Annotated in this window: 24 protein-coding genes; 16 read left to right on the forward strand and 8 right to left on the reverse strand. The window is 54.4% G+C overall.

The annotated features are described in order from the left end of the window. From urtC to ACTQ3V_RS02780, 6 genes are all read right to left on the reverse strand, one after another. On the reverse strand, positions 1-1,119 hold the full coding sequence (gene urtC, locus ACTQ3V_RS02755) for an urea ABC transporter permease subunit UrtC (protein ID WP_441466156.1): 1,119 nt from the start codon (positions 1,117-1,119) through the stop codon (positions 1-3). 15 nt (positions 1,120-1,134) lie between these two features. Continuing rightward, complete coding sequence (urtB, locus tag ACTQ3V_RS02760) at positions 1,135-2,040, reverse strand: urea ABC transporter permease subunit UrtB (protein WP_441466157.1); 906 nt, start codon at positions 2,038-2,040, stop codon at positions 1,135-1,137. 127 nt (positions 2,041-2,167) lie between these two features. Further along, complete coding sequence (gene urtA, locus ACTQ3V_RS02765) at positions 2,168-3,415, reverse strand: urea ABC transporter substrate-binding protein (protein WP_441466158.1); 1,248 nt, start codon at positions 3,413-3,415, stop codon at positions 2,168-2,170. 101 nt (positions 3,416-3,516) lie between these two features. Beyond that, positions 3,517-4,158, reverse strand: coding sequence for a cytidylate kinase-like family protein (locus ACTQ3V_RS02770; RefSeq protein WP_441466159.1), 642 nt, complete (start codon positions 4,156-4,158; stop codon positions 3,517-3,519). A gap of 98 nt (positions 4,159-4,256) precedes the next feature. Continuing rightward, positions 4,257-5,021, reverse strand: a complete 765-nt coding sequence (locus tag ACTQ3V_RS02775; RefSeq protein ID WP_441466160.1) for a response regulator transcription factor — start codon at positions 5,019-5,021, stop codon at positions 4,257-4,259. Further along, the gene (locus ACTQ3V_RS02780; RefSeq protein ID WP_441466161.1) at positions 4,999-7,683 is read right to left on the reverse strand and encodes a hybrid sensor histidine kinase/response regulator; all 2,685 of its coding nucleotides are present in this window, start codon (positions 7,681-7,683) and stop codon (positions 4,999-5,001) included. Before ACTQ3V_RS02780 ends, ACTQ3V_RS02775 begins: the two co-directional genes overlap by 23 nt. 260 nt (positions 7,684-7,943) lie before the next feature. Here ACTQ3V_RS02780 and ACTQ3V_RS02785 point away from each other — a divergent pair, with 260 nt between their 5' ends. The 11 genes from ACTQ3V_RS02785 (at position 7,944) to ACTQ3V_RS02835 (ending at position 14,751) form a co-directional block, all read left to right on the forward strand. After that, positions 7,944-8,249, forward strand: coding sequence for a hypothetical protein (locus ACTQ3V_RS02785; protein WP_295951915.1), 306 nt, complete (start codon positions 7,944-7,946; stop codon positions 8,247-8,249). 92 nt (positions 8,250-8,341) lie between these two features. Then, a complete protein-coding gene (locus ACTQ3V_RS02790; protein WP_441466162.1) occupies positions 8,342-9,115 on the forward strand; it encodes a ParA family protein in 774 nt (257 codons plus the stop codon). Between the two features lie 4 nt (positions 9,116-9,119). Next, the gene (locus tag ACTQ3V_RS02795) at positions 9,120-10,313 is read left to right on the forward strand and encodes a ParB/RepB/Spo0J family partition protein (RefSeq protein WP_441466163.1); all 1,194 of its coding nucleotides are present in this window, start codon (positions 9,120-9,122) and stop codon (positions 10,311-10,313) included. Between the two features lie 26 nt (positions 10,314-10,339). Then, entirely contained in the window at positions 10,340-10,660 is a 321-nt protein-coding gene (locus ACTQ3V_RS02800) for a hypothetical protein (RefSeq protein ID WP_441466164.1), read from the forward strand. A gap of 39 nt (positions 10,661-10,699) precedes the next feature. Continuing rightward, on the forward strand, positions 10,700-11,071 hold the full coding sequence (locus tag ACTQ3V_RS02805) for a hypothetical protein (protein ID WP_441466165.1): 372 nt from the start codon (positions 10,700-10,702) through the stop codon (positions 11,069-11,071). Further along, a complete protein-coding gene (locus ACTQ3V_RS02810; protein WP_441466166.1) occupies positions 11,068-11,322 on the forward strand; it encodes a hypothetical protein in 255 nt (84 codons plus the stop codon). Before ACTQ3V_RS02805 ends, ACTQ3V_RS02810 begins: the two co-directional genes overlap by 4 nt. 43 nt (positions 11,323-11,365) lie before the next feature. Continuing rightward, positions 11,366-11,800 carry a DNA N-6-adenine-methyltransferase gene (locus ACTQ3V_RS02815; RefSeq protein WP_441466167.1) on the forward strand — a complete coding sequence of 145 codons (435 nt, stop codon included), beginning with the start codon at positions 11,366-11,368 and terminating at the stop codon, positions 11,798-11,800. Positions 11,801-12,017: 217 nt separating this feature from the next. After that, positions 12,018-12,893, forward strand: coding sequence for a 3'-5' exonuclease (locus tag ACTQ3V_RS02820; protein WP_441466168.1), 876 nt, complete (start codon positions 12,018-12,020; stop codon positions 12,891-12,893). 147 nt (positions 12,894-13,040) lie between these two features. Further along, positions 13,041-13,892, forward strand: coding sequence for a DNA-methyltransferase (locus tag ACTQ3V_RS02825; RefSeq protein ID WP_441363832.1), 852 nt, complete (start codon positions 13,041-13,043; stop codon positions 13,890-13,892). Between the two features lie 174 nt (positions 13,893-14,066). Next, complete coding sequence (locus tag ACTQ3V_RS02830; protein WP_441363796.1) at positions 14,067-14,231, forward strand: hypothetical protein; 165 nt, start codon at positions 14,067-14,069, stop codon at positions 14,229-14,231. A gap of 19 nt (positions 14,232-14,250) precedes the next feature. After that, a complete protein-coding gene (locus tag ACTQ3V_RS02835; RefSeq protein WP_441466169.1) occupies positions 14,251-14,751 on the forward strand; it encodes a hypothetical protein in 501 nt (166 codons plus the stop codon). Between the two features lie 11 nt (positions 14,752-14,762). Here the strand turns inward: ACTQ3V_RS02835 and ACTQ3V_RS02840 are convergent, their stop codons facing one another. Beyond that, positions 14,763-15,281 (reverse strand): hypothetical protein, encoded by a 519-nt coding sequence (locus tag ACTQ3V_RS02840; RefSeq protein WP_441363794.1) that lies wholly within the window; start codon positions 15,279-15,281, stop codon positions 14,763-14,765. 393 nt (positions 15,282-15,674) lie between these two features. Here ACTQ3V_RS02840 and ssb point away from each other — a divergent pair, with 393 nt between their 5' ends. The 4 genes from ssb to ACTQ3V_RS02860 all read left to right on the forward strand — a co-directional run bounded on the left by ssb (position 15,675) and on the right by ACTQ3V_RS02860 (position 19,098). Next, positions 15,675-16,406, forward strand: coding sequence for a single-stranded DNA-binding protein (gene ssb / locus ACTQ3V_RS02845; RefSeq protein ID WP_441363793.1), 732 nt, complete (start codon positions 15,675-15,677; stop codon positions 16,404-16,406). A 50-nt stretch (positions 16,407-16,456) separates the two neighbouring features. Next, a complete protein-coding gene (locus ACTQ3V_RS02850; protein ID WP_441363792.1) occupies positions 16,457-16,891 on the forward strand; it encodes a hypothetical protein in 435 nt (144 codons plus the stop codon). A 15-nt stretch (positions 16,892-16,906) separates the two neighbouring features. Then, positions 16,907-18,148, forward strand: coding sequence for a hypothetical protein (locus tag ACTQ3V_RS02855; protein WP_441363791.1), 1,242 nt, complete (start codon positions 16,907-16,909; stop codon positions 18,146-18,148). Between the two features lie 455 nt (positions 18,149-18,603). After that, positions 18,604-19,098, forward strand: coding sequence for a hypothetical protein (locus ACTQ3V_RS02860; protein WP_441363790.1), 495 nt, complete (start codon positions 18,604-18,606; stop codon positions 19,096-19,098). 488 nt (positions 19,099-19,586) lie between these two features. Here ACTQ3V_RS02860 and ACTQ3V_RS02865 read toward each other — a convergent pair whose 3' ends face one another. Then, a complete protein-coding gene (locus ACTQ3V_RS02865) occupies positions 19,587-19,811 on the reverse strand; it encodes a hypothetical protein (protein WP_441466170.1) in 225 nt (74 codons plus the stop codon). 166 nt (positions 19,812-19,977) lie between these two features. On the opposite strand from ACTQ3V_RS02865, the gene ACTQ3V_RS02870 reads away from it, so the two are divergent. Beyond that, entirely contained in the window at positions 19,978-20,358 is a 381-nt protein-coding gene (locus ACTQ3V_RS02870; protein WP_441466171.1) for a TnpV protein, read from the forward strand.

Consider the following 20,358-nt stretch of genomic DNA (forward strand, 5'->3'; position numbering starts at 1 on the left):
TCACACTCCCTTCTGCATCTGTCCGGCCGGTTCGCGCGCCGTCGCCGCACGGCTGCGCAGACGCCGTATCCACGCGGGGATCTGTTCGCAAACCAAGCCGACCAATCCACCCTTGAAGAACAGGATGGTCACGACGAAAATACCGCCGATGATGTACTGCCACAGATCGACCAAGCTGCCCGATGACAGGTTATACTCGCAAAGATTGATAACAAACGCACCGATCACCGCGCCAATAATCGTACCGCGCCCGCCGACCGCTACCCAGATCACCATGGTGATGGAGTAGGAAATCGTCATCTGCGACGGTGTGATCGAGCCGTTAAAGTTGACAAACAGCGCGCCTGCCAGCGCCGCGATGATGGCCGACAGCACGTAAGCGAAGGTCTTATAGCGGCTGACCTGATAGCCGGAAAAATAGGTGCGGTTTTCGCCGTCGCGGATGGCAACGAGCAGTTTGCCGAATTTGCGGCCGGTCAGGAATCGGCACAGCGCATAGACCAGCGCCATCAGTATAAGCGCGCCATAGAACAGCAGAAACATGTGTGCGCGGTTTTTCTCGCCGCGGATGCTGCCCAGCACGGTCTGAATCTCCGTGATGCCGACGTTACCGTTGGTATATGGCGACAGGGCGATGAAAATTGAATACGCTGCCCAAGTCAATGCCTGAGAAATGATGGAGAAATACACACCCTTGACGCGGTTTTTAAAAATGAAATAGCCGACCAGTCCGGAAACCAGCGTTGGCACAAGCACCAGCATCACCAGCGCGCCCGGCAGCGTCTGGAACGGTTGCCAGATGGTCGGCAGTTCCGTCAGACCGCCAACGTGCATGAAATCTGTGATGCCGCCGCCCATCGCCTGTAATTTGAGGTACATCGCCATGGCATAGCCACCCAGCGCGAAATACAGGCCGTGACCGAGCGACAGAATACCGGCATAACCCCAGATGAGATCCAGCCCCATAGCGACAATGGCAAACGCGATGCACTTGCCCAAAAACAGGATGGTCGAGCTGGCTGAGATGACCCCCACCTGCAGCAGCAGCGGCATGGCTGCCAGAATGACGACAATTAGGGCAAAGCTCAGGTTTACGCCCTGCTTTTTCAATCGTTTCATTGGATATACCTCCCCTCAGTCATCCAGACTGCGGCTGCGAATCGTGAACAAGCCCTGAGGACGCTTTTGCAGGAATACAATCACCAATAGCAGCACAATTGCTTTTGCAATCGTTGCGGAGGTGTAGTTTTCTGCAAAGATGCTCGACGCGCCGATCGCGGTCGAACCAACCACGGTGCCCAGCAGACGGCCGACACCGCCCAGAACCACGGCCATAAACGAGTTGACGATGTAGCTCTGGCCTACTGTGGCATCGATAGAACCGAGCAGCGCGATGGAGCAGCCTGCAAGTCCTGCAAGGCCCGAGCCGAGCGAGAATGTCAGGCAGTCCACGCGGCGGGAGTTGATGCCCATGCACTGCGCCATCGGACGGTTCTGCATGACTGCGCGCACCTGTCGGCCGAAAGCCGTGCGGTACATCAGCACGCCGACGCCCGCAAGGCACGCCAGCACCAAGCCCAGAATGAACAGACGGTTATACGAAAAGGTGCAGCCGGCAATGGTCAAACCACCGGATAAAAAAGCTGGGGCATTGACATTCACACCCTGCGCGCCGAAAATCGAACGCGCGGCCTGCTGCAAAATCAGGCTGATGCCCCATGTGGCCAGCAGCGAGTCAATCTCGCGTCCGTACAGACGAGAGACGACCACCCGCTCGAGCACCGCGCCCAGCAAAAACGTGACCGCGAACGCCAGCGGCAGCGCCACGATGTAATACAAGTCCTGTGCCCCCGCCGGCAAGAAAGCGGCGAATATCTCCTGCGTGACATAGGTCATATAGGCGCCAATCATCACAAATTCCCCATGCGCCATGTTGATGACGCGCATCAGGCCGAAGGTAATCGCAAGGCCGAGCGAGGTCAGCAAAATAATCGAGCCGAGGCTCAGCCCATTAAACAGCGTTGTAACAAATTCCTGCATGGTTTCCCTCCTTGTTCTGCGTGCTCGAATCCCCAAATGGCCGCACAACCGTCCGGGTTCTGCCGCCATTTCCGGATTCCAGCGCGGGCGGCCACCCCGCCGCCCACGCTTTTGGAATCCTGGCCGGTTATTCCTCCAGCGGCTGGATGCCTGCTGCAACCGCCCAGTCATAGCTGGTCAGATACGGGTCCGGATCAACCGGCCCATCGGTCGAGTAAATCTCGTAGATCAGGCCGTCCTCACCGACCTGACCAATGCGCACCGGCTTGGCCAGATGCTGGTTTTCACCGTTGATGGTCACGGTGCCTTCGGGCGCGTCAAAGGAAATTTCGCCCATACGGATGGCTTCCAGCACGCTGTCCACGTCAAAGCTGCCCGCCTTCTCGCAAGCGGCTTTCCACAGATAAACCGCGTCATATGCCGCCTCGGCCGGGTCGCTGGTCACACGATCCTCGCCAAACATGGCCTTGTAGGCTTCTACAAACCTCTTGTTTTCCTCGGTATCGGTCGTCTGATAATAGTTCCACGAAACCATGTGACCCTTCAGGATGTCCGCGCCGATGGTCGCGACCTCTTCCTCGGCGATGGAGAAGGACATGGTAGGATAGGTTTCCGCCGTATAGTTTTTCTCACTCATCTGCTTAAAGAAGGACACGTTGCCGGTGCCGTTGAGCGTGTTGATGATGATGTCCGGCTGGGCAGCTTCGATCTTTGCGATGATGGCGGCGAAATCGGTCTGATCCATATCGGCATATTCTTCACCGACCACCTTGGCACCCGCAGCTTCCACCTGTGCGGTGATAATCATGTTCGCTGTGCGCGGAAATACATAGTCTGAGCCGAGTAGGAAGAAGTTTTTATACCCCTGATCCAGCAGATACTCGATTGCAGGCACAATCTGCTGATTGGGCGCAGCGCCTGTGTACACAATATTCGGGGAGGATTCCATACCCTCATACTGCACCGGATACCACAAAAGCGCGTTGTAATCCTCCACAATCGGCTTTACCGCCTTGCGGGAAGAGGATGTCCAGCAGCCGAAGATGGCGCTTACGCCATCGCTGTCGATCAGCTTTTCCGCCTTGGTGGCAAACGTGGATGGCTCGGAAGCGCCGTCCTCCTCAATGTACTCAATCTGTGCACCGTTGACACCGCCCGCGTCATTGATCTCACTGATGGCGAGCAGCTCGGCGTCGCGCACCGAGGTCTCAGAAATTGCCATTGAGCCGGTCAGGGAGTGCAGCAAACCGACGGTCACGGTATCTCCGCCCTCCGCTGTGGATGAGGTGGGCGATCCGCCGCAGGCGGTCAGTCCGGCGAGCAGCGCGGCGGCGGCAGCCGCGGCGGTAAGTCTACGAATCAGGGAATATCTCATAGCTTGGTTCTCCTTTTCACAGTGACAATAAAAAAAGCCGATCCGCACAGTCCTCTGCTGTGTTGGATCGACCCCATTGCCGAATCGTTCTGGTTTTATGGTTAGTACAGGACATCGTCCCCCAATTTGATGCGAGCAGCCTGTATGATCAGGCGGGCAGCATCCGCATAAGACAGCCGTCCGGTGTTCACCGTCAGGTCGTACAGCGTGGGATTGGTCCAATCCTCCCCCCGCGTATAGTAACGGTAATAGTCTGCCCGATACTGGTCGGTTTTGGAGATCAGACGATGCGCCTGCGCCTCCGTGACGCCCAACTTGCTCATCACCGTATCCACGCATACGCCGCGCGGTGCTTCCACATAGGCGCTGAGCACATTGCGTCGGTCGCGAAGCAGGTAGTTGGCGCATTTGCCGATGATGATACAAGATCGCGCACGCGCCAGTTCCTGAATGATCCACGCCTGAATGTGAAACAGGTTGTCGTCCGAGACGAACTTGCGATCGTTCGGGCCGTAAGTCCGGTCGATATCAGGCGCTTTCTGCAGCGCGCGCAGCAGCTTGGGACGCCGCAGGCGTTCATCCACCTGTACGAACTTTTCCTGACTGATTCCACTACATTCAGAGGCCATCACCGGGATCTGGCTTTCATAGCAAGGGATGCCAAGCTGTGCGGAAACCAGCTCGCCGATCTGTTTTCCGCCCGAGCCATAGCCACGCGCGATCGTGATGACATAGTTTTCCACGTTTTCACCACCCTTTCTGTTGTTCCGTTTTCTGCTTTCATTATAATCCCAAAGCAAACCGCAGAACACCGAAAAAAGCAGCGGTTACCCATGAAAAATCAGCGGTTTTCCGCACGGTACTGGCTGGGTGTCTGTCCGGTCAACGATTTGAAGATACGCGCAAAATAGTCCGGTGAAGCAAAGCCAAGCAGCTCGCTGATCTCGCCGGCCAGACAGGTGCTGTCCCGCAGCAGGCACTTGGCGTTCTCAACGCGCACATAGTTGTATAGCGTACCGAATGTTATGCCGGTGTGCGCTTTGCAGGTCTTTCCGAAGTAGTCTTTGCTCAGGCCTAAATGCGCGGCTGCCTGTTCCATCGTGACCACCTCATTGAGATGCGCGGCAAGAAAGGCGACCAGTGTATGCGTGAAGCTGTCCTCCCCGATGGCGACACCCGCATGACTGAACGCCTCGCGCACCAGCGCGAAGTGACTGTCCTCTGTCCCGCGCGAGGAAAGATATGCCGCCACGCGCGCCAGCACCGCGTCTATCGCGCTCTCTTGAAAGGGTTTTACGATATAATCGAATGCACCGAGCACCAGTCCTTCGCGTGCGTACTCAAACTCCCCATAGGAGCTGATTAAGATAACCGGCGTGTGGTTCTCACGCTGCCGCAGCGCACGCAGCAACTCCAGCCCATCGACAAACGGCATACGAATATCGGTCACAATCAGATCAAAGCACTCTTCCGACAGCTTTTCCAGCGCCTCCTTACCGTTTGCAGCTTCAGCCGCTAAGCAGAAGCCCTGTGCCTGCCATGCGTGCATACGGGCATACATATACCGTAGCGTCGCGTCATCCTCAACCAACAGAATCCGATACATTTCCGTTGCCCCCTTTTGCATCGGCGGACAGTGCCGCTGCTTGTTCAAAATCATATCGCTCGATTGCCGCTACCAGCTGGACAAATTGCTCGTACGGCAGCGCAGCGCGCAGCGTTTCCCGATGGGCTTCAAACCAGTCTGCCGCCGCAAGGTCATAATCCATGCACAAATCATGCAGGCGGCAAAGCACCTGCTCCAGACTGGCTGCACCTTCCTTGCGCACGTCCGGGGCAGCATACCGGCGCAGCGCCTCGATCGTGCGGTCAAACAAATCGGTAAAGCGCTCCAGCGAGTCCATGCTGCCGTGATGCAGCTCATCCAGCAGCGCGCGGCTCACCTCCATGAGAGGATCGCAGCACAGGTTGCCCGCCAGACCAACCAGATCATGCAAAATGGCGCGCGCGTTAGCCGGATGCCCGTCGCGCAGATGGATGCGCACATACTCCGCTTCTTTACCGTGCACACGCACAAAGCGCGCGCACAGCGCTTCCAGCTGCGCTTGATCGCCGCCCAAGGTGCGCAACGCGTGCTCCCAATGGAACAGGCTGCCGCCCGGTACAGCTAACACTTCCGGTGCGTCTACCGCCAGCCGGAAATAGCGTTGCAACAATCCTTGCAGTGCTTCAGGACGCAGTGGTTTGGTCACATAGTCATTCATACCCGCGGCAAGCGCTTTTTCGCGCACACCGTCGACCGCATCTGCCGTCAGCGCCAGCAACGGCACCGTGCGATAGGCTGCGATGCCGCGGATGGTACGCGCCAGTTCATAGCCGTCCATATCCGGCATACGGATGTCGAGCAGTACGATGCCATACCTTTGCGCATTTGTTTTTTGGAGCGCTTCCCACCCGCTCGCGGCAGTATCGACATGTAGGCCAAAACTCTCCAGCAGTTCCCGTTCCATAGTCAGGTTGATTTCGTTATCATCGACCAGCAGCACGGTTTTGCCCGTTGGCATGGCGCGCGCGTGCATCCATTCCTGCGCACACGCCTGCGCCTTGGCCGCGCGGAAATCCATGCGGAAAGAAAATTCCGCGCCGTGCCCCGGTTCGCTTTCCAGTTCGAGCGCATATGCGCCGTCGCTGGCCGCTTGCACAATGCGGCGCGCGATACCCAGCCCCAATCCGGTGCCGCCATACCGGCGCGAAGTCCCTGCGTTGGCCTGCTCAAACGGTTCAAAAATACGCGACTGATCCGCCGGCTTGACACCAATGCCCGTATCTGTCACCGCAAACCGCAGTGTACAGCCGTTTTCGTCTTGCCGCTCGCATTGCGCAGACAGTATGACACCCCCGCGCTCAGTAAATTTCACTGCATTGCCCGCCAGATTGATCAACACTTGCCGCAGCCGCATCGGATCGCCGCGCACCTGCTCCGGCAAATGATCCGCCTGCAAGCGGAAATACAGCCCCTTTTGCGTCGCACCGTTTTCCAGCATATCCCGCACCTCGCGCAGCAACTCTGCCGGCGCAAACGCGGTCTGCTCAAATGTCACCGCGCCCGCCTCGATCTTGGAAAAATCCAGTATGTTGCTGATGAGTCCCAGCAAGGTGTCCGCCGCCGCGTGCATGCTACGGCAGTATCGGCGCTGCTGGTCGTCGATTGGCGTTTGCTCCAGCAGATAGAGATATCCTGTCACTGTGCCCAGTGGCGTGCGCAACTCATGGCTCATTTGCGCGAGAAACTCGCTTTTGGCTCGGCTGGCCTTATCCGCTTCGTCCCTCGCCTGACGCATCACAGCCTCGGCCTGACGGCGGTTTTCCAGCTCCCGCTCGAGCGCGGCACACAGGCGGTTGAACATTCTGCCAAAGCGATACGGTTCGGCCGCACCGCAGGGAGTAACGCGCACCAGCATGCCATCCTGTGACGTATCCGACAGCGCAGCGGTATAGTTCGTCAGCGGCAGAATGTACAGTCGCGCGAGCAGCCAGAGCAGCCCGGCAATCAGCAGCAGAGAAAAGGCCAGACAGCCGATTTGCAGCCGCGATGCCGCGATCCGTCCCCCAGTCGCCAGCGCGCCTTCGCGCGCCAGCCGCTCGGCTGTGCGCTGCTGGAACTGCTTGATCGGTGTCATAATCTCGCTTTTGGCCCGCTCATACGCCGCATCATATAGGAGGCTGCGTGCGGTTTTCTGAAAGTCTGCATCTGCTGTGTCTAACGGTTCGAGTGGGAATGCCTGCACCCGTTCCAAATAGGTGCGCACCGTTTTGTCCGCGTCTGCGGGCTGTCCCTGCGCAAGCAGCACCAGCTTCATTGCACGTGTCTCCGTATCGATTAGCAAATCCGAGTTGCGCTTGGCCTGCGCGAGCAACTTGGATTCCTCCTCCGGCAGCGCAAATCCCTCCAGCGTGTGGATGACCGTATCCCGCCGCCGTGCGACACAGACCTCATCCCAATAGTTTTTCAGATGTTCGATCTCACCCGTAATCGCATATTTGCGCACTTCGTCTGTCAGATAATCCGATGCGTCAGCAAGCTCTTGCCCCAGGGCCGCCAGCGCCGCGCGTTCATCCTTAGCCTGTGCCTCCCTCTGCACACAATCATTCATATATCGGTTGCTACCCAGAATGATGCACAGCACCACCAGAAATGACAAAAAAGAGAACGCCAGAATACCGTGACTGTTCCAGCGGCGCACCGCAAGCCAAGCAGGCTTTCGCATGGTTTTCCCTCCTGTTCCTGCAAAACAAAAAGGCGAGGATGCTTTTAAAAAAGCATCCTCGCCTCTTGCTACAACTTTTTCATAGCATACCACATAGATGACCAAAAGTCAACGTTTCTTCCAAAGTGAACATCGAAGCGAAAATTTTATAATTAAAGTTACCAAGAGGACAGCACTCTGGTAACTTTATTTTTTGCCGTAAAAATGAAGGAATACCAGCGTGGCCCCTCGAAAAACAGAACGGAAAGGAGCGGTTAAGGATGGCAAAAGTGACGCATGAAATGCGAAAAACCATCTACGAAATGTGGCGTACCGGCGCAAGCAAAAAAGACATTAGCGAACACCTGAAGCTGAATGTAAACACCATCAGGAACGAGCTGTGCAAAGGCTACAACGGGCAGATCTACCCGGGCGGCAGGCCGGTCTACGATCCGGAGCTTGCGGAGCGATGCAGCAATAGCCACGGAAGGCAGGCGCACCGGGAGCAGATGATGCGCATAGCGTCCGCCCCGCCCAGCATCTGCACGGGCGATGACATGGGCGGGGCATCTGCCCGGGATGACTAAAGCCACATGAAGCATCGCAGGCCCGCGGCATGGTGGAGGATATGCCGCAGTGTTGGCGTCAACCAAAGACATTTTCAAAGGGGATAATCAAAATGAAAACCATATCTATCATTAACCTGAAAGGCGGCGTCGCAAAGACGCTCACCACCATCAGCATGGCGCACATCCTGTCCGAGACATACGGTAAGCGGGTGCTGGTCATTGATAATGACAAGCAGGGAAACACCAGCAAGGCATTCAGCGTACACAGCTATGACCATAAAAGCATCGCAGATATCATGCTGGACCGGAGCGTAGACCTTGCGGGCGTGATCCGGCACACGCGCTATGCGCGCATCGATGTGATACCTGCAAACATGATGCTCTTAAACGCCAATATGCAGGTGATGATGGACAGCAGCCGCCCCCAGCAGACCCGTCTGCGCACCGCCCTGCGCCGTGTATGCGATTGTTATGATTACTGCCTGATCGACAACGCGCCGGATATCAACATCAGTATTATCAACGCCCTTGTCGCATCGGATGAGGTGATCATCCCTGTGAAAATTGACCCGTATGCGTTCGACGGCTTAAAAGAACTCAAGCAGCAAATTGATGTGACGCGCGAGGAACTGAATCCCGGCCTGCATCTGCTCGGATGCCTGATCACCTGCTTCCAGCACGTAGACGGCGAACGGCAGGGCGAGGAATGGCTGCGGCGCAACCTGAACTGCCCTGTATTCACCACCCATATCCGTTACAGCGGGAAAGTCGTGGAAAGCTCGTTTGAGGGTAGGCCCATCGTAGAATACAGCCGCCGCAGCGGCGCTGCACATGACTATATGGATTTTGTAGACGAATATCTCGACGCGGAAGAAAGGGGCTGAGCGCATGATGTCATTCTCCATTACAAACTGTCTGGACCCCACTTCCCTGTCTTCCGCCCCGAAGAAACAGGCGGAGATCCGGCGGATCAGCTACTATGACCTGCAGCCGAACGAGGAGAATTTCTACTCGATGAAGGAGTTGGAGGAGTTAAAGGCTGCAATCGAACTTGCAGGGCGTATCCTGAGCAACCTTGTGGTGACGCCGCTCACGAACGGCAAATATAAAATCCTGTCCGGCCACCGCCGCCATGCCGCGATTGGGCTGCTGCTTGCCGAGGGCAAGGAAGAATACGAGTTTTTACCCTGCGCGGTGGAGCACATTGACGGTGAGGGGCGCGATACGCAGGAACAGGTGCTGCTCATCGCGGCGAACAGCCAGCGCGAGAAAACCGCATGGGACAAGCTGGAGGAAGTCCGGCAAATGCGTGAAATTGCGAAGAAAGCCAAAGAACAGCAAGGGCTTTCCGGCCGTGTGCGGGAAATCGTTGCAAAGAGCCTGCATGTGAGCAGCAGCCGCATCGCTAAATACGATTCCATCCTCAACAACCTCATACCTGCGTTGCTGGAAGAAATCAAAGCTGACGAGCTGCCCGTTTCCATCGCTTACGAACTCAGCGCGCTGCCGGCAGACCGGCAGCAGGCAGGCTATGAATTTTATCTTAACCATGGCAAATTGCCAAATGGGCCGGCGCAATTCGATGTGTCCCATTGGAACACGCAGGCCGTCGCTGCGGATGTGTTCCAGCCGAACACACAGACCGCCGCTGAAGATGTGTTCCATCGGAACACGCAGCCTGCCGCCGAAGATGTGTTCCAGCCGAACACACAGCCCACCGCTGAAGATGTGTTCCAGTCGAACACGCAGACCGCTGCCGAAGATGTGTTCCATCGGAACACGCAACCAGCCGCTGAAGATGTGTTCCAGCCGAACACGCAGACCGCCGCTGCGGATGTGTTCCAGAGGAACACGCAGCCGCAAGCAGGTCAGCCGGATGTCCCGCAATTTTCAAAGACGTTCCCCGGTCTTAAGCCGGACGAATGGAGTAATAACGCTTGCTGTGGCTATGTCATTATGGCGATGGAGGACTGCGGCTTTTCCCTGCAAGATATAGGGCGCGTTATGAAGCAGCTTCATGACGTCATGGATTTTAATTCTTTGGAGGATGCCGAAAAGAAATTCTGTTCCAGCCCGTACTGAGCAAGCTGGAAGGATGGTGGATACGAATGAAACTAACTGACTGCACAAAAGCCGACCTGCTATGGCTTATTAAGCGGATGTGCCAGCTAAATCTTTCTGAGCGCGTACTACATATCGCCCTGTGCGACCTCGAATATCATAAAGAGCAGCAGAAGAACGAAAGGGCGCATCAGCTGCTGAAAACGCAGCAGGATGCAACCCGACGGTATGCAGATATTTTGCGGGAGTATGAGGGAAAGCCGATTAAAGACATCCCAATGATTGTCTTGAACGAAGAAGACGCCGCATTGGCGGAAGCCCGAGCGGCGGATAAACAATGGCGTAAGTTAATGGGGATAAAAGCATGAGTAAGCGAGTGATAACAAGAAAGAATGAGATGATGTTAAATGATGTTAACTAAAGAACAACAAAAAGCATACGAGTGGGCGAAACAACAAAATTATTCATCCGTGGCTGCTCAATACGCAAAAATTCTGGCGGATGCCATTGATGATCTCTTATCATCGCATGAATTGACCGCTTTTGACCTGAGAAGCATGGACGGCGAGCCGGTATACAGCGAGGCAGAACACAAGTGGTTTTTGGTTGTTAACATGGAATCTGTATATCCCCGCTTTTTTGTAACAGATGCGTATGGCCATACATACCAAGCAGACGCTGTAGTACCCTTGTACCGCTATCCGCCGCACTCTACCCCTGCGGGAATTGCACAGGCCAAAGCTAACAAATCAAAAAAAGATAAGGAAATCAATCCATGAAAAAGATTCGTATTTGCCTTGAAGTGCAGGGGCTTGGAGAGGATGAGCACGGAGCGCCGTGTCCTAATGTTGTCTGTGTGACGCTGGGCGATGAGGATGCCGAGGAATTAACCGGCACGGAGTACGAAAAGTTTTTACAGCAGATAAAGATTGAAGATGTGCTTAGGCTGACCTTTTTGGATCAGTATTACACCCCGGCAGACTGCCGCCTGATAACGCCGGAAGAATATGATCGCCAATGTGAGGAGTGAGAAGCGCATTTGATGGAACTATGGTGATAAAACAGGTGAACAAATGAAAAACAATGTTATGTTTTCAAGCCGAACTGATATGTGGGAAACCCCGCAGGACTTATTTGATGAATTAAACAGCGAATTCCACTTTACGCTTGATGTATGCGCAGTTCAGGGAAATGCAAAGTGTGAGAAGTTTTATACGCCAGATGATGATGGACTGTCTCAGCCGTGGGATGGCGTAGTATGGTGCAATCCTCCATATGGAAGGGACATCGGGAAATGGATACTTACGGCATCGATAGCATCTGGAGCAAGGGGAGCAACGGTTGTTATGCTGTTGCCTGCCCGGACTGACACAAGATGGTTTCACGATTTTATATACCAAAAAGGCCGTGTTGAAGTCCGGTTTTTACGTGGACGGCTGAAGTTTGGTAACAGCAAAAACAGCGCGCCGTTTCCGTCCATGGTCGTAGTATTTAGGCCAACGAGTTAAATTATTTTACAACCGTCAAGTTAAAAAGCGCCACAAACCATGCTGTTTGTGGTCATGTGCCGGGGACATAAGTCTTGTGAATCATCCCCCGCAATGCTTATATCCTCGAATCACTCCGGTGCATGACCATGAGCAGCATATCAAATAAGTACCGCATAATGGACAGCATATTTGATTTCATATTATGGGGACATCTGCCCAAGAAAGGATAAGCCGTATGGAAACTCGGACAAATTACCCGCACATTGATTATCGCACACAGCTGCAGTGGGCCAAAGACGGGAAAATCGTTAACAGCGATTCCGTTGGTATGCGTATGTGGAGCAACGGACATCGCCAACGATCATTTATCTACTTTGCCCCCAGCGACGTACACGATGGAACTGACGAGGAATTGACGGATTTTTTTGCTCCGATCCGCGCCAGACAACGCGATCAACGCGCAGCTGCCCATCAGAGGAAATTAGAAAAAGCGCAGCAGGAACAGGCGCAGGAAATTAAGGATGCACAGATTCAAGCCAACCATTTGCTCGTCCGTAACTTTCTTTCCGATATCGCAGCTCGTTGTGTACCGCCTGTATCTGCCCGCAGCAAAGTGATTGTGCTCGATACAGAAACTACCGGATTAAATCCTACGGATGAGATCCTACAGATCAGCATTATTGACGATAACAGCAACATTCTGCTGGATACGCTTGTCCATCCGTATTATCACAGCACATGGCCTGATGCAGAAAAAATTCACGGCATTACACCTGACATGGCAGCTAATGCCCCATACCCTCACGAATTATTACCTACCATCAAAACAATTTTCTCTGAAACAGCACTTTTGATAGGATACAATCCTGATTTTGACCTTGGATTCCTCCGGAATTGGGGTATTCATCCATCCAATATACAGATTTTTGACGTAATGCAGGATTTTGCAGATTATTATGCTGTGCATGATGACCCTTGCGACGGGAACAGATATCACAAACTCACATTTTGCGCTGATTATTTCGGCTATGCATGGCAGGGATCTGCGCATAACAGTTTGCACGATGCCATGGCAACACTGCACTGCTACAAAAAGCTAATCGTAAGTTAAAGGTTTATAGCACACGGAGACGGTATTACTTGATTATAAAACCCAGACGATAAAACATAGCTCAAAATGCAGAGGAAGTGTGAATAGCGGCTGGGGTAATCCGGTAAAAAATATAAAGGGGAATACAAATTGACAGAGAAATACAATATGGAATTATTGCCTGATACCATCCTGTGCGGTGACAGCCTGAAAATCCTGAAGGAGCTGCCGGACAGCAGCGTACATTGCTGTGTAACATCCCCGCCGTATTACGGCCTGCGTGATTACGGCATGGACGGTCAAATCGGGCAGGAGAATACGCCGGAGCAGTACATAAGCCGGCTGGCAGAGGTGTTCTGTCAGGTAAGGCGCATACTGCGGGCAGACGGCACCCTGTGGCTGAATATAGCAGACAGCTATGCCGGAAGCGGGAAGGGGCGGGACGCGGACGGCAGTCACCGGCAAGGCGGCAAGCAGGGTACCAATCGCGGGACAATAGCCGGTGTGCTGCACAAAGCGCAGCTTCCGTCCGGCTGCAAACCGAAAGACCTGATGGGTATTCCGTGGATGCTGGCCTTCGCACTGCGGCAAGGCGGGTGGTACTGGCGCTCGGACATTATCTGGATGAAAAATAATCCCATGCCGGAAAGTGTGAAAGACCGCCCCACCAGATGCTATGAACACGTTTTTTTGTTCTCAAAATCCCGCCGTTACTTTTATGATGCGGACAGTGTGGCGGAGCCTACGGCAGCATCCACGCCCCGGAACCGCAGGGACGTATGGCAGATCAATAAAGTCCCCTATAAGGGCGCGCACTTTGCTGCTTTCCCTACCAAACTGGCAGAAACCTGCATTGTGGCAGGATGCCCCCCTGCCGGCATCGTGCTTGACCCCTTTTTCGGCAGCGGGACTACCGGTTTAGCCGCCCAACAGCTGGGGAGACACTATATTGGCATAGAACTGAACCCTGCTTTTTGCGGGCTGGCACAGGAACGGCTATCCGGACCGGACAATGACTGAGCGCTGCCGGACGGAACCACAACCACATACGGCCACGGCATTTACTGCCCGTGGTCATGCGTCGGAAACCACAGGCGGACGCTTTCCCCCTTTTTGCCTTTGCCTGTATCCCCCACCAATCCGGCGCATGGCCATGCGCAGTAACGCAGACCCATAAAGGAGGGAGGTAATAAAATGCAGTTTAATTTTGAGATCAGTTCTGCGGAGCAGACGGTCAAGCTGGATGAAAAGACAGGCGGACAGCCGGAACACATCCGGCGTCATATAGAAATGGCGCGCCGCTCATATGTCCTGACAGAGATACGAGCCGCGCGCAAAGCGAAGCATGTTGAGAAGTGAAAAAGAAAGGTGGGGTAAAATGGCGAATATAACACTAAAAGCAGGGGACGCTGCGGCTATCGCCTATACTGAGCCGTCTGGCGACCGCGTGGAGCTTCATTTTAAACCGAAAGAGGCCGACACTGCCCTCTATGCGTTCCAGAACATCATGGAACAGAATCTCGTGCAGGAATTGGTCGTGTCAGATACTGCGCCTAGCTTGGACTATGCCCTGTACCAGAAGTATTGCGATGCTACTGGCTCTGCCGGCCGTCTGGACGAGGATCAGTTTATGGCGCGCTTCCATCACGATACAGCAGGCGGGCGTACAATACATCAGGGTTCAGACGATCCGATAATTGGTGAGAGTGTAGGGTTTGAACATATCCGGCGCATTACCGGCTATCAGGTTGGCGATCTGGACCGGTTCAATAACGCCAAGCGAGCCGAGGTGCAGGATCGCCTGCAGCATGTTGCCGGACATACCCCCGCTTCTCCCCATTCCGGATCTCAAAAGGTCATTGATAGCCCAGAACTATAGGACATCACCTGTCAGCTATGTGCTCGGATGTCAATAAAGTAGTCAAGTATTGCAACCAACAAGGTGACAATCGAGAAAAAATAGCTGAGCATGCTAAAAATCATACTCCAGTTGTGCGAAATCATATTAGCAAGGCCATAAACGCTTCGAAGCATGCCAAATTGCGTTATTCCCAAACTATGCAATATCTCCATAATCATGATGTAATAGTGACCAATCAGCATCATCCCATCTGAAAGCATATCAAGTTGTATGTATTTTTCTCTTCTCTCACGTTGCCAAGCAATAACGCACAACAAGACAACAAAAAAATATATCAAAAAGAATATACTAGCTATCTGAAACAGCAAAGTTTCGTATTTAATAAACCATTGAGAGGCTGTCACAAATTCTAATGGGTAGGCAGAAAGTATTGATTTTATCGGCGAGAACGGTAATACCACTAATATAGTGATTATCCATAGAAGGGTAAATACATAAAAATTTACTTTTCTTATCGCGGGCAGCAGCTTTAATATTCCTTCGAACATGGAAGTCGAACTCCTTATGCTAATACATTTTGCAGCAATCTTTATTGTCGCTTTGTCGTTATCCTGCTTGCTTGGGCGCTATTTCCATATAAAGCGCCAAATTTTTGTAACCTGTGACCCAACCGGCAAAGCCTATCTTCACCGTCTTATCATCCATCTTTCAGACCGGACGAATCTGTCATTCTGTTTTTACTCCAATTATTTTCACGATGATATTGACTTCTTTCTGATGAATGCGGACATAGTTGAATTCCGTCATGGGAAGATGGTGCTACACTGTAGCAACGGCCGGACAGAAATAAACCAGAAATCAATTCTTTATATAGAATTGGAAACAGCGCCACTAACTATATCACGAACATCACAAAAAAATCAATAGGAGGATGATCACACATGAGCAACGCAATTTCCATCAACAACACCGTCCTTATGGGACGCCTTACCCGCGATCCGGAGCTGCGGTATGTCAACGGGGATATCCCCATGTGCTTTTTTAAGCTGGCGGTCGCACGGCAGACCTCCGGTGAAGAGAAAACAGACTTTATCCCCTGCGTGGCATGGCGTGAAAAAGCGAAGTTTGTATCCCAGTGGTTTTCCAAAGGCACATTGGCTGTCGTGATCGGGCAGGTTACCTCCCGTATATGGGCGGACGATCAGGGCGGCAACCACATTGCATTTGAGGTCCTGTGCGACCAGATCCAGTTCGGGGAAACCAGACGCCAACGGGTGGAACGCGAATCTGCGGACAAGCAGGAGGACGCCGCGCGCGGCAGTGTACAGATTATGGCGCTGGATGCAGATACCGGTATGCTTTTGTCCGGCGCAGCCTATGACCTGTACCACGCGGACGGCACGCCTGTCCGTCGCAACATTTCGGGGACGGACAGCGGCGCGCATATCGTTGGCCTGCCCGCCGGGGAGTACATCATCACAGAGATTGCAGCCCCCGCGCACTACTCTCCTGCGGCGCGCTCGGTCACAGCGTCTGTCAGGCCGGGCGAGGACTGTGTGATCAGCATACTGCATACCGCACAGGCAGCGCCCCCTGCGGCGGAGCCTGCGCCAGCCGCTGTGTACAGCATCCCCGAGGGGGTTCCGGACGATGACACGGGTTCCCCCATCTGACCGCCGCGCCCATATCCGTGTGTTCCAATGGAACACACGGATACCCTTGTATGACAGAGGTAACCATGAGCAAAGAGGAATTGGAACATCTGAGGAGCCTGAACCGTGAACTGGAGCATGACCTGCGGCGGCTGCACGAACTGGAATCCGCCGTTTCCGGCCGCACTTCTTCCATATCCGGTCTGCCGCATATCGGCGTTTTGCAGGATAATGTCAGCCTGTACATATCCATTATAGACGAACTGAAACGGGTCATCATGGACCGCGTGCTCGAAAGTATTCTGGAGTATGCCAAGCTCAACGCATTTATCAATGGGATAGAAGACCCCCTGCTGCGGCAGATATTGCTTTACCGCTATGTAGATAATCTGCAGTGGCGTCAGATCGCCGCACGGGTCGGCGGGGACAATACCGCCAGCAGCGTCCGCAAGATCGCGGAACGATACTTAAAAACATTGCCGCAAGACACATCAAAAGCGATATGAAAAGAGGTGCTTCAAATGTCCGGATTTACAATGGGGTGCAGCTATGCCCTGCGCAGCAAAGGCCTGTCCCTTGCAGCCAAGGGGTTGTACCTTGTCATATCGTCGTTCTGCGGTATGCCGGGATGGCGGCTCTCCAAGTCCCAGCTGGTGCAGTTCTGCGAAAGCCGCTATGCACTGGAAAAAGCGTGGCATGACCTACTGGAAGCCGGATATTTGAAGCACCGCTTTTCCCAGACTGGCAACAGCGGCGCATTTGTCCATACATATGACCTGCTGCAGATGCCGGAGGATTCCCCTGCATATCAGTATGCCGCGCCGTCCGGGCGCACGGGCGGGGACTGCCGTTTCCACCCCGCCGGCGATACCATGCGCGATTTTACCCGTATCCCCAATGCCGTGCTGCGCAGCAAAACCATCCCTTTGGCAGTCAAAGGGCTTTTCGGCGTGGTTTTACATCTGACACAGATCCCGCATTTCCACCTGAACCCGGAGGGCGTGCGCGCGTTTTGCGCGGAACGCCTGAAACGCTTTTCCTCGGTATGGCGCGCGCTGAAGCTCAGCGGCCTGCTCAAGCAGCACCGCTACCCCACGGGGCCGGAGGACGGTTTTTCCTATCAGTATGAGCTGCTGGCGGAACCGGACAAGGAAACCCCGTATCTTACGAACCATCATGCGGACGGCACGGTATCCACTGCAAAAACGATTGCGGAGTATTTAAGTCATGCGGGGAAGAAGCTGCGCGCACTGCGCCGCGCCTGCACCCAGCCGGCGCACACGCGCGGTTCCAATGCCGCTGCATCCATTCCTGCTAAGACGTCAAAAACGCCGTATGCGCCGTCCCAAGCGGAAATAGAAGCCGTGCGGCGGCGCATTGACGCGGACCGTCTGGAATGGCAGTATGACGCTGGGCTTGTAGGTATGGCAGCGGGCGCGCTGGCGGAGATCGAAAACGCGCCGGAACTTACGGTCAGCAAACGCAGCGTTCCCCTTGCCGAGCGCGCGCCGCTGGCGTCCGGCTGCACCTATGCGGATATGGCGTCCTTCCTCAGCACGAAAATAGACCTGTCCCGCGCCGGCAACCCTGCCGCCTATCTGCGCGCGGTGCTATTGAAATGGATGCAGGAGCGCGCGTCCGCGGGGAATCAGCGCGCCAAGCCGCTCAGCGACTGGGAGCAGGAGTGGCTGGAGCGGATCAAAGATGTACGCCGCCAGCGTCTTGCTGCGGAAGCCGAACAAAAAAATACAAGCACGACCTGACAGCCGTACCAGCGTTTATGCAGTACGGCTTATGGCCGTGCTTTTTTTCTGCCCAAAACCGGGGAATGCCGCCGTCCCGGCGCGGGATCTGCGGTTTGCACAGCCCCGCACGCGCCCCTGACACACCATACGCCTGTTTTCGGGGGGTGGTAGAAAAGAGGGGCAATGGTATTAGGGCTGTATGCGGTTCAGGCAGGATGCAATTTGTCTTAAAATAATAAAATATCCTTCATTTATACCTGTTTAATTATATTTCTGATAACAATACCGGTATGAACGGCAAGCCGAAAAAAACTTTCTTTTTCCCTGCAACTTGTCCGCTTTGTCCACCCTGCCTGTGATAATCTGTATACTGGGCGGAAGCCCACGGGCAGCGCCCGACGGGACGCGCCCGCAAAGAGCATCCAAATGGCTGGATGCTCTTTTTTTGTGCTAAAAAAGGAGGTTGCAGCGTCATGGGCAGAGTAAACGAATGGGCGGTCAACAGGGAAAGCGACGGGATTGTATACTGCTTCGCAGACGGCACAACACAGGTGGTCCGTCTGGAGGACTACCTGCGTGAAAACCCGGAATACACCGCAGAGGACTTCCGGCAGATCAAGGAAATCTCGGACGGCATGTTCTTTGAACAACATCAAACAGATTATCGCTACGGCTACATGAAAACCGATGCAGATTTTGACGATGTAGCCGCCGCGCTGCCGGCGTCAGATCCTGAGCCGTGTACAGCGCTGCTGCAGCGGGAACAGCGCCGGCTCGCAGTCCGTGCGGCGCTCCTGCTGCTGCACAGCGGCGGGCTGACCCCAGCGCAGAAAGAACGGTTCATAGATTATTTCCTGCGCGGGAAATCCATTGCGGAAATCGCCCGCAAAAATAATATCCAGCGCCCAAGCGCTTGGGAAAGCGTTCACAGGCTGGGCGAACTGTTATCCTCCGGCACCGCCATCTGAAAATAAAGCATATTGTCCGCAGTATGTTTTTATTTTAATATGCCGCCAGTGCGAAACTGGCAGAAAGGAAAATTGATATGGCAAAATTCACACCAGACCAGCTCAAAGAGCAAATGGAGCAGACAGTCCGCCGTTTCCGCGAATCACCGGAAAGCTGGATGCAGTTCCTCGACACAGCGGCAAGGCTGTACAAGTACGATTTCCCCTCGCAGGTCATGATCTTCAACCAGCGGCCGGACGCCACCGCCTGCGCCGGCCTGCCGTTTTGGAACAACCGCACGCTGCGCAGGATAGCGCGCGATTCATCCGGCATCGGTATCGTGCAGCGCCGTGCGGATGGGCAGGAACAGGTGCAGTACCTGTTTGATATTTCAGATACCCTCCCACGGCGGGATAACATTCCGCCGCCGTACATTTGGGAGATGCGCGCAGACGCGCAGGACGCCGTACTGGATAACCTGTCCGCGCAGTCCGGTGAAGATACCCGTTTACTGGACAGCTTTTCTGATAACCTGTTTATCGCGGCGCAGAACCAGGCGTTCCATGACGCGGGCAGCATCACGCAGGACCTTGATTTTATCCGTGCGGCAGTGGCGTCCGCCGCCTACTGCGTGCTGCGCCGGTGCGGCATAGACCCCGCGCCTTATGTCCGCTTTATCCCAACCGGCGGACTTTCCACAGCAGACCTGCACCGCTTGGGTTCTGTAACCCAACAGTCCGTTAAAACTGTATTATCGTCTGTCGAGCAGACAATGAAACACTTGGACGGGTGTAAACTTTTTCGATTTACAACGCGAAACCGTATTGCGAGACAGGGCGCGGGGGTGTATAATAAGGATACGGAAAAAGACCGGCAGCTTACGGAAGGAGATGGGCAAAATGACCGAAGGAATGCAGGGCCAGACCGCGCAGGCCGAAACGGAGGAGATCACCTACTACACAGGGACGGACGGGAAAAAATACCCGGACAAGACGCCGAAGGAGTACGGGCCGTTCGGGCAGGAGCACCTGAGGTATCTCATGAAGAACGACCCGGAATCCTATCAGGATATGGTGGTGAAAGGGACGCTGACCCAGTACCTCAACGAGGTCGCGGAGAGCGCGGAAGAGGATATGGAGCGGCTCATCCGGGCGCAGGCGGCGCAGGACGGGACGGACGAAAACCTGAAACGGACAGACCCCATGAAATGGGTGGGGCTGATGAACAACTACCGCCACTGCGCGCTGGAGATCGTGCGGCGGGACTGGATTTACTGTTAA

Origin of the sequence: Candidatus Agathobaculum pullicola, from assembly GCF_052117205.1 — a bacterium.
Taxonomy (GTDB): Bacteria; Bacillota; Clostridia; order Oscillospirales; family Butyricicoccaceae; genus Agathobaculum; species Agathobaculum pullicola.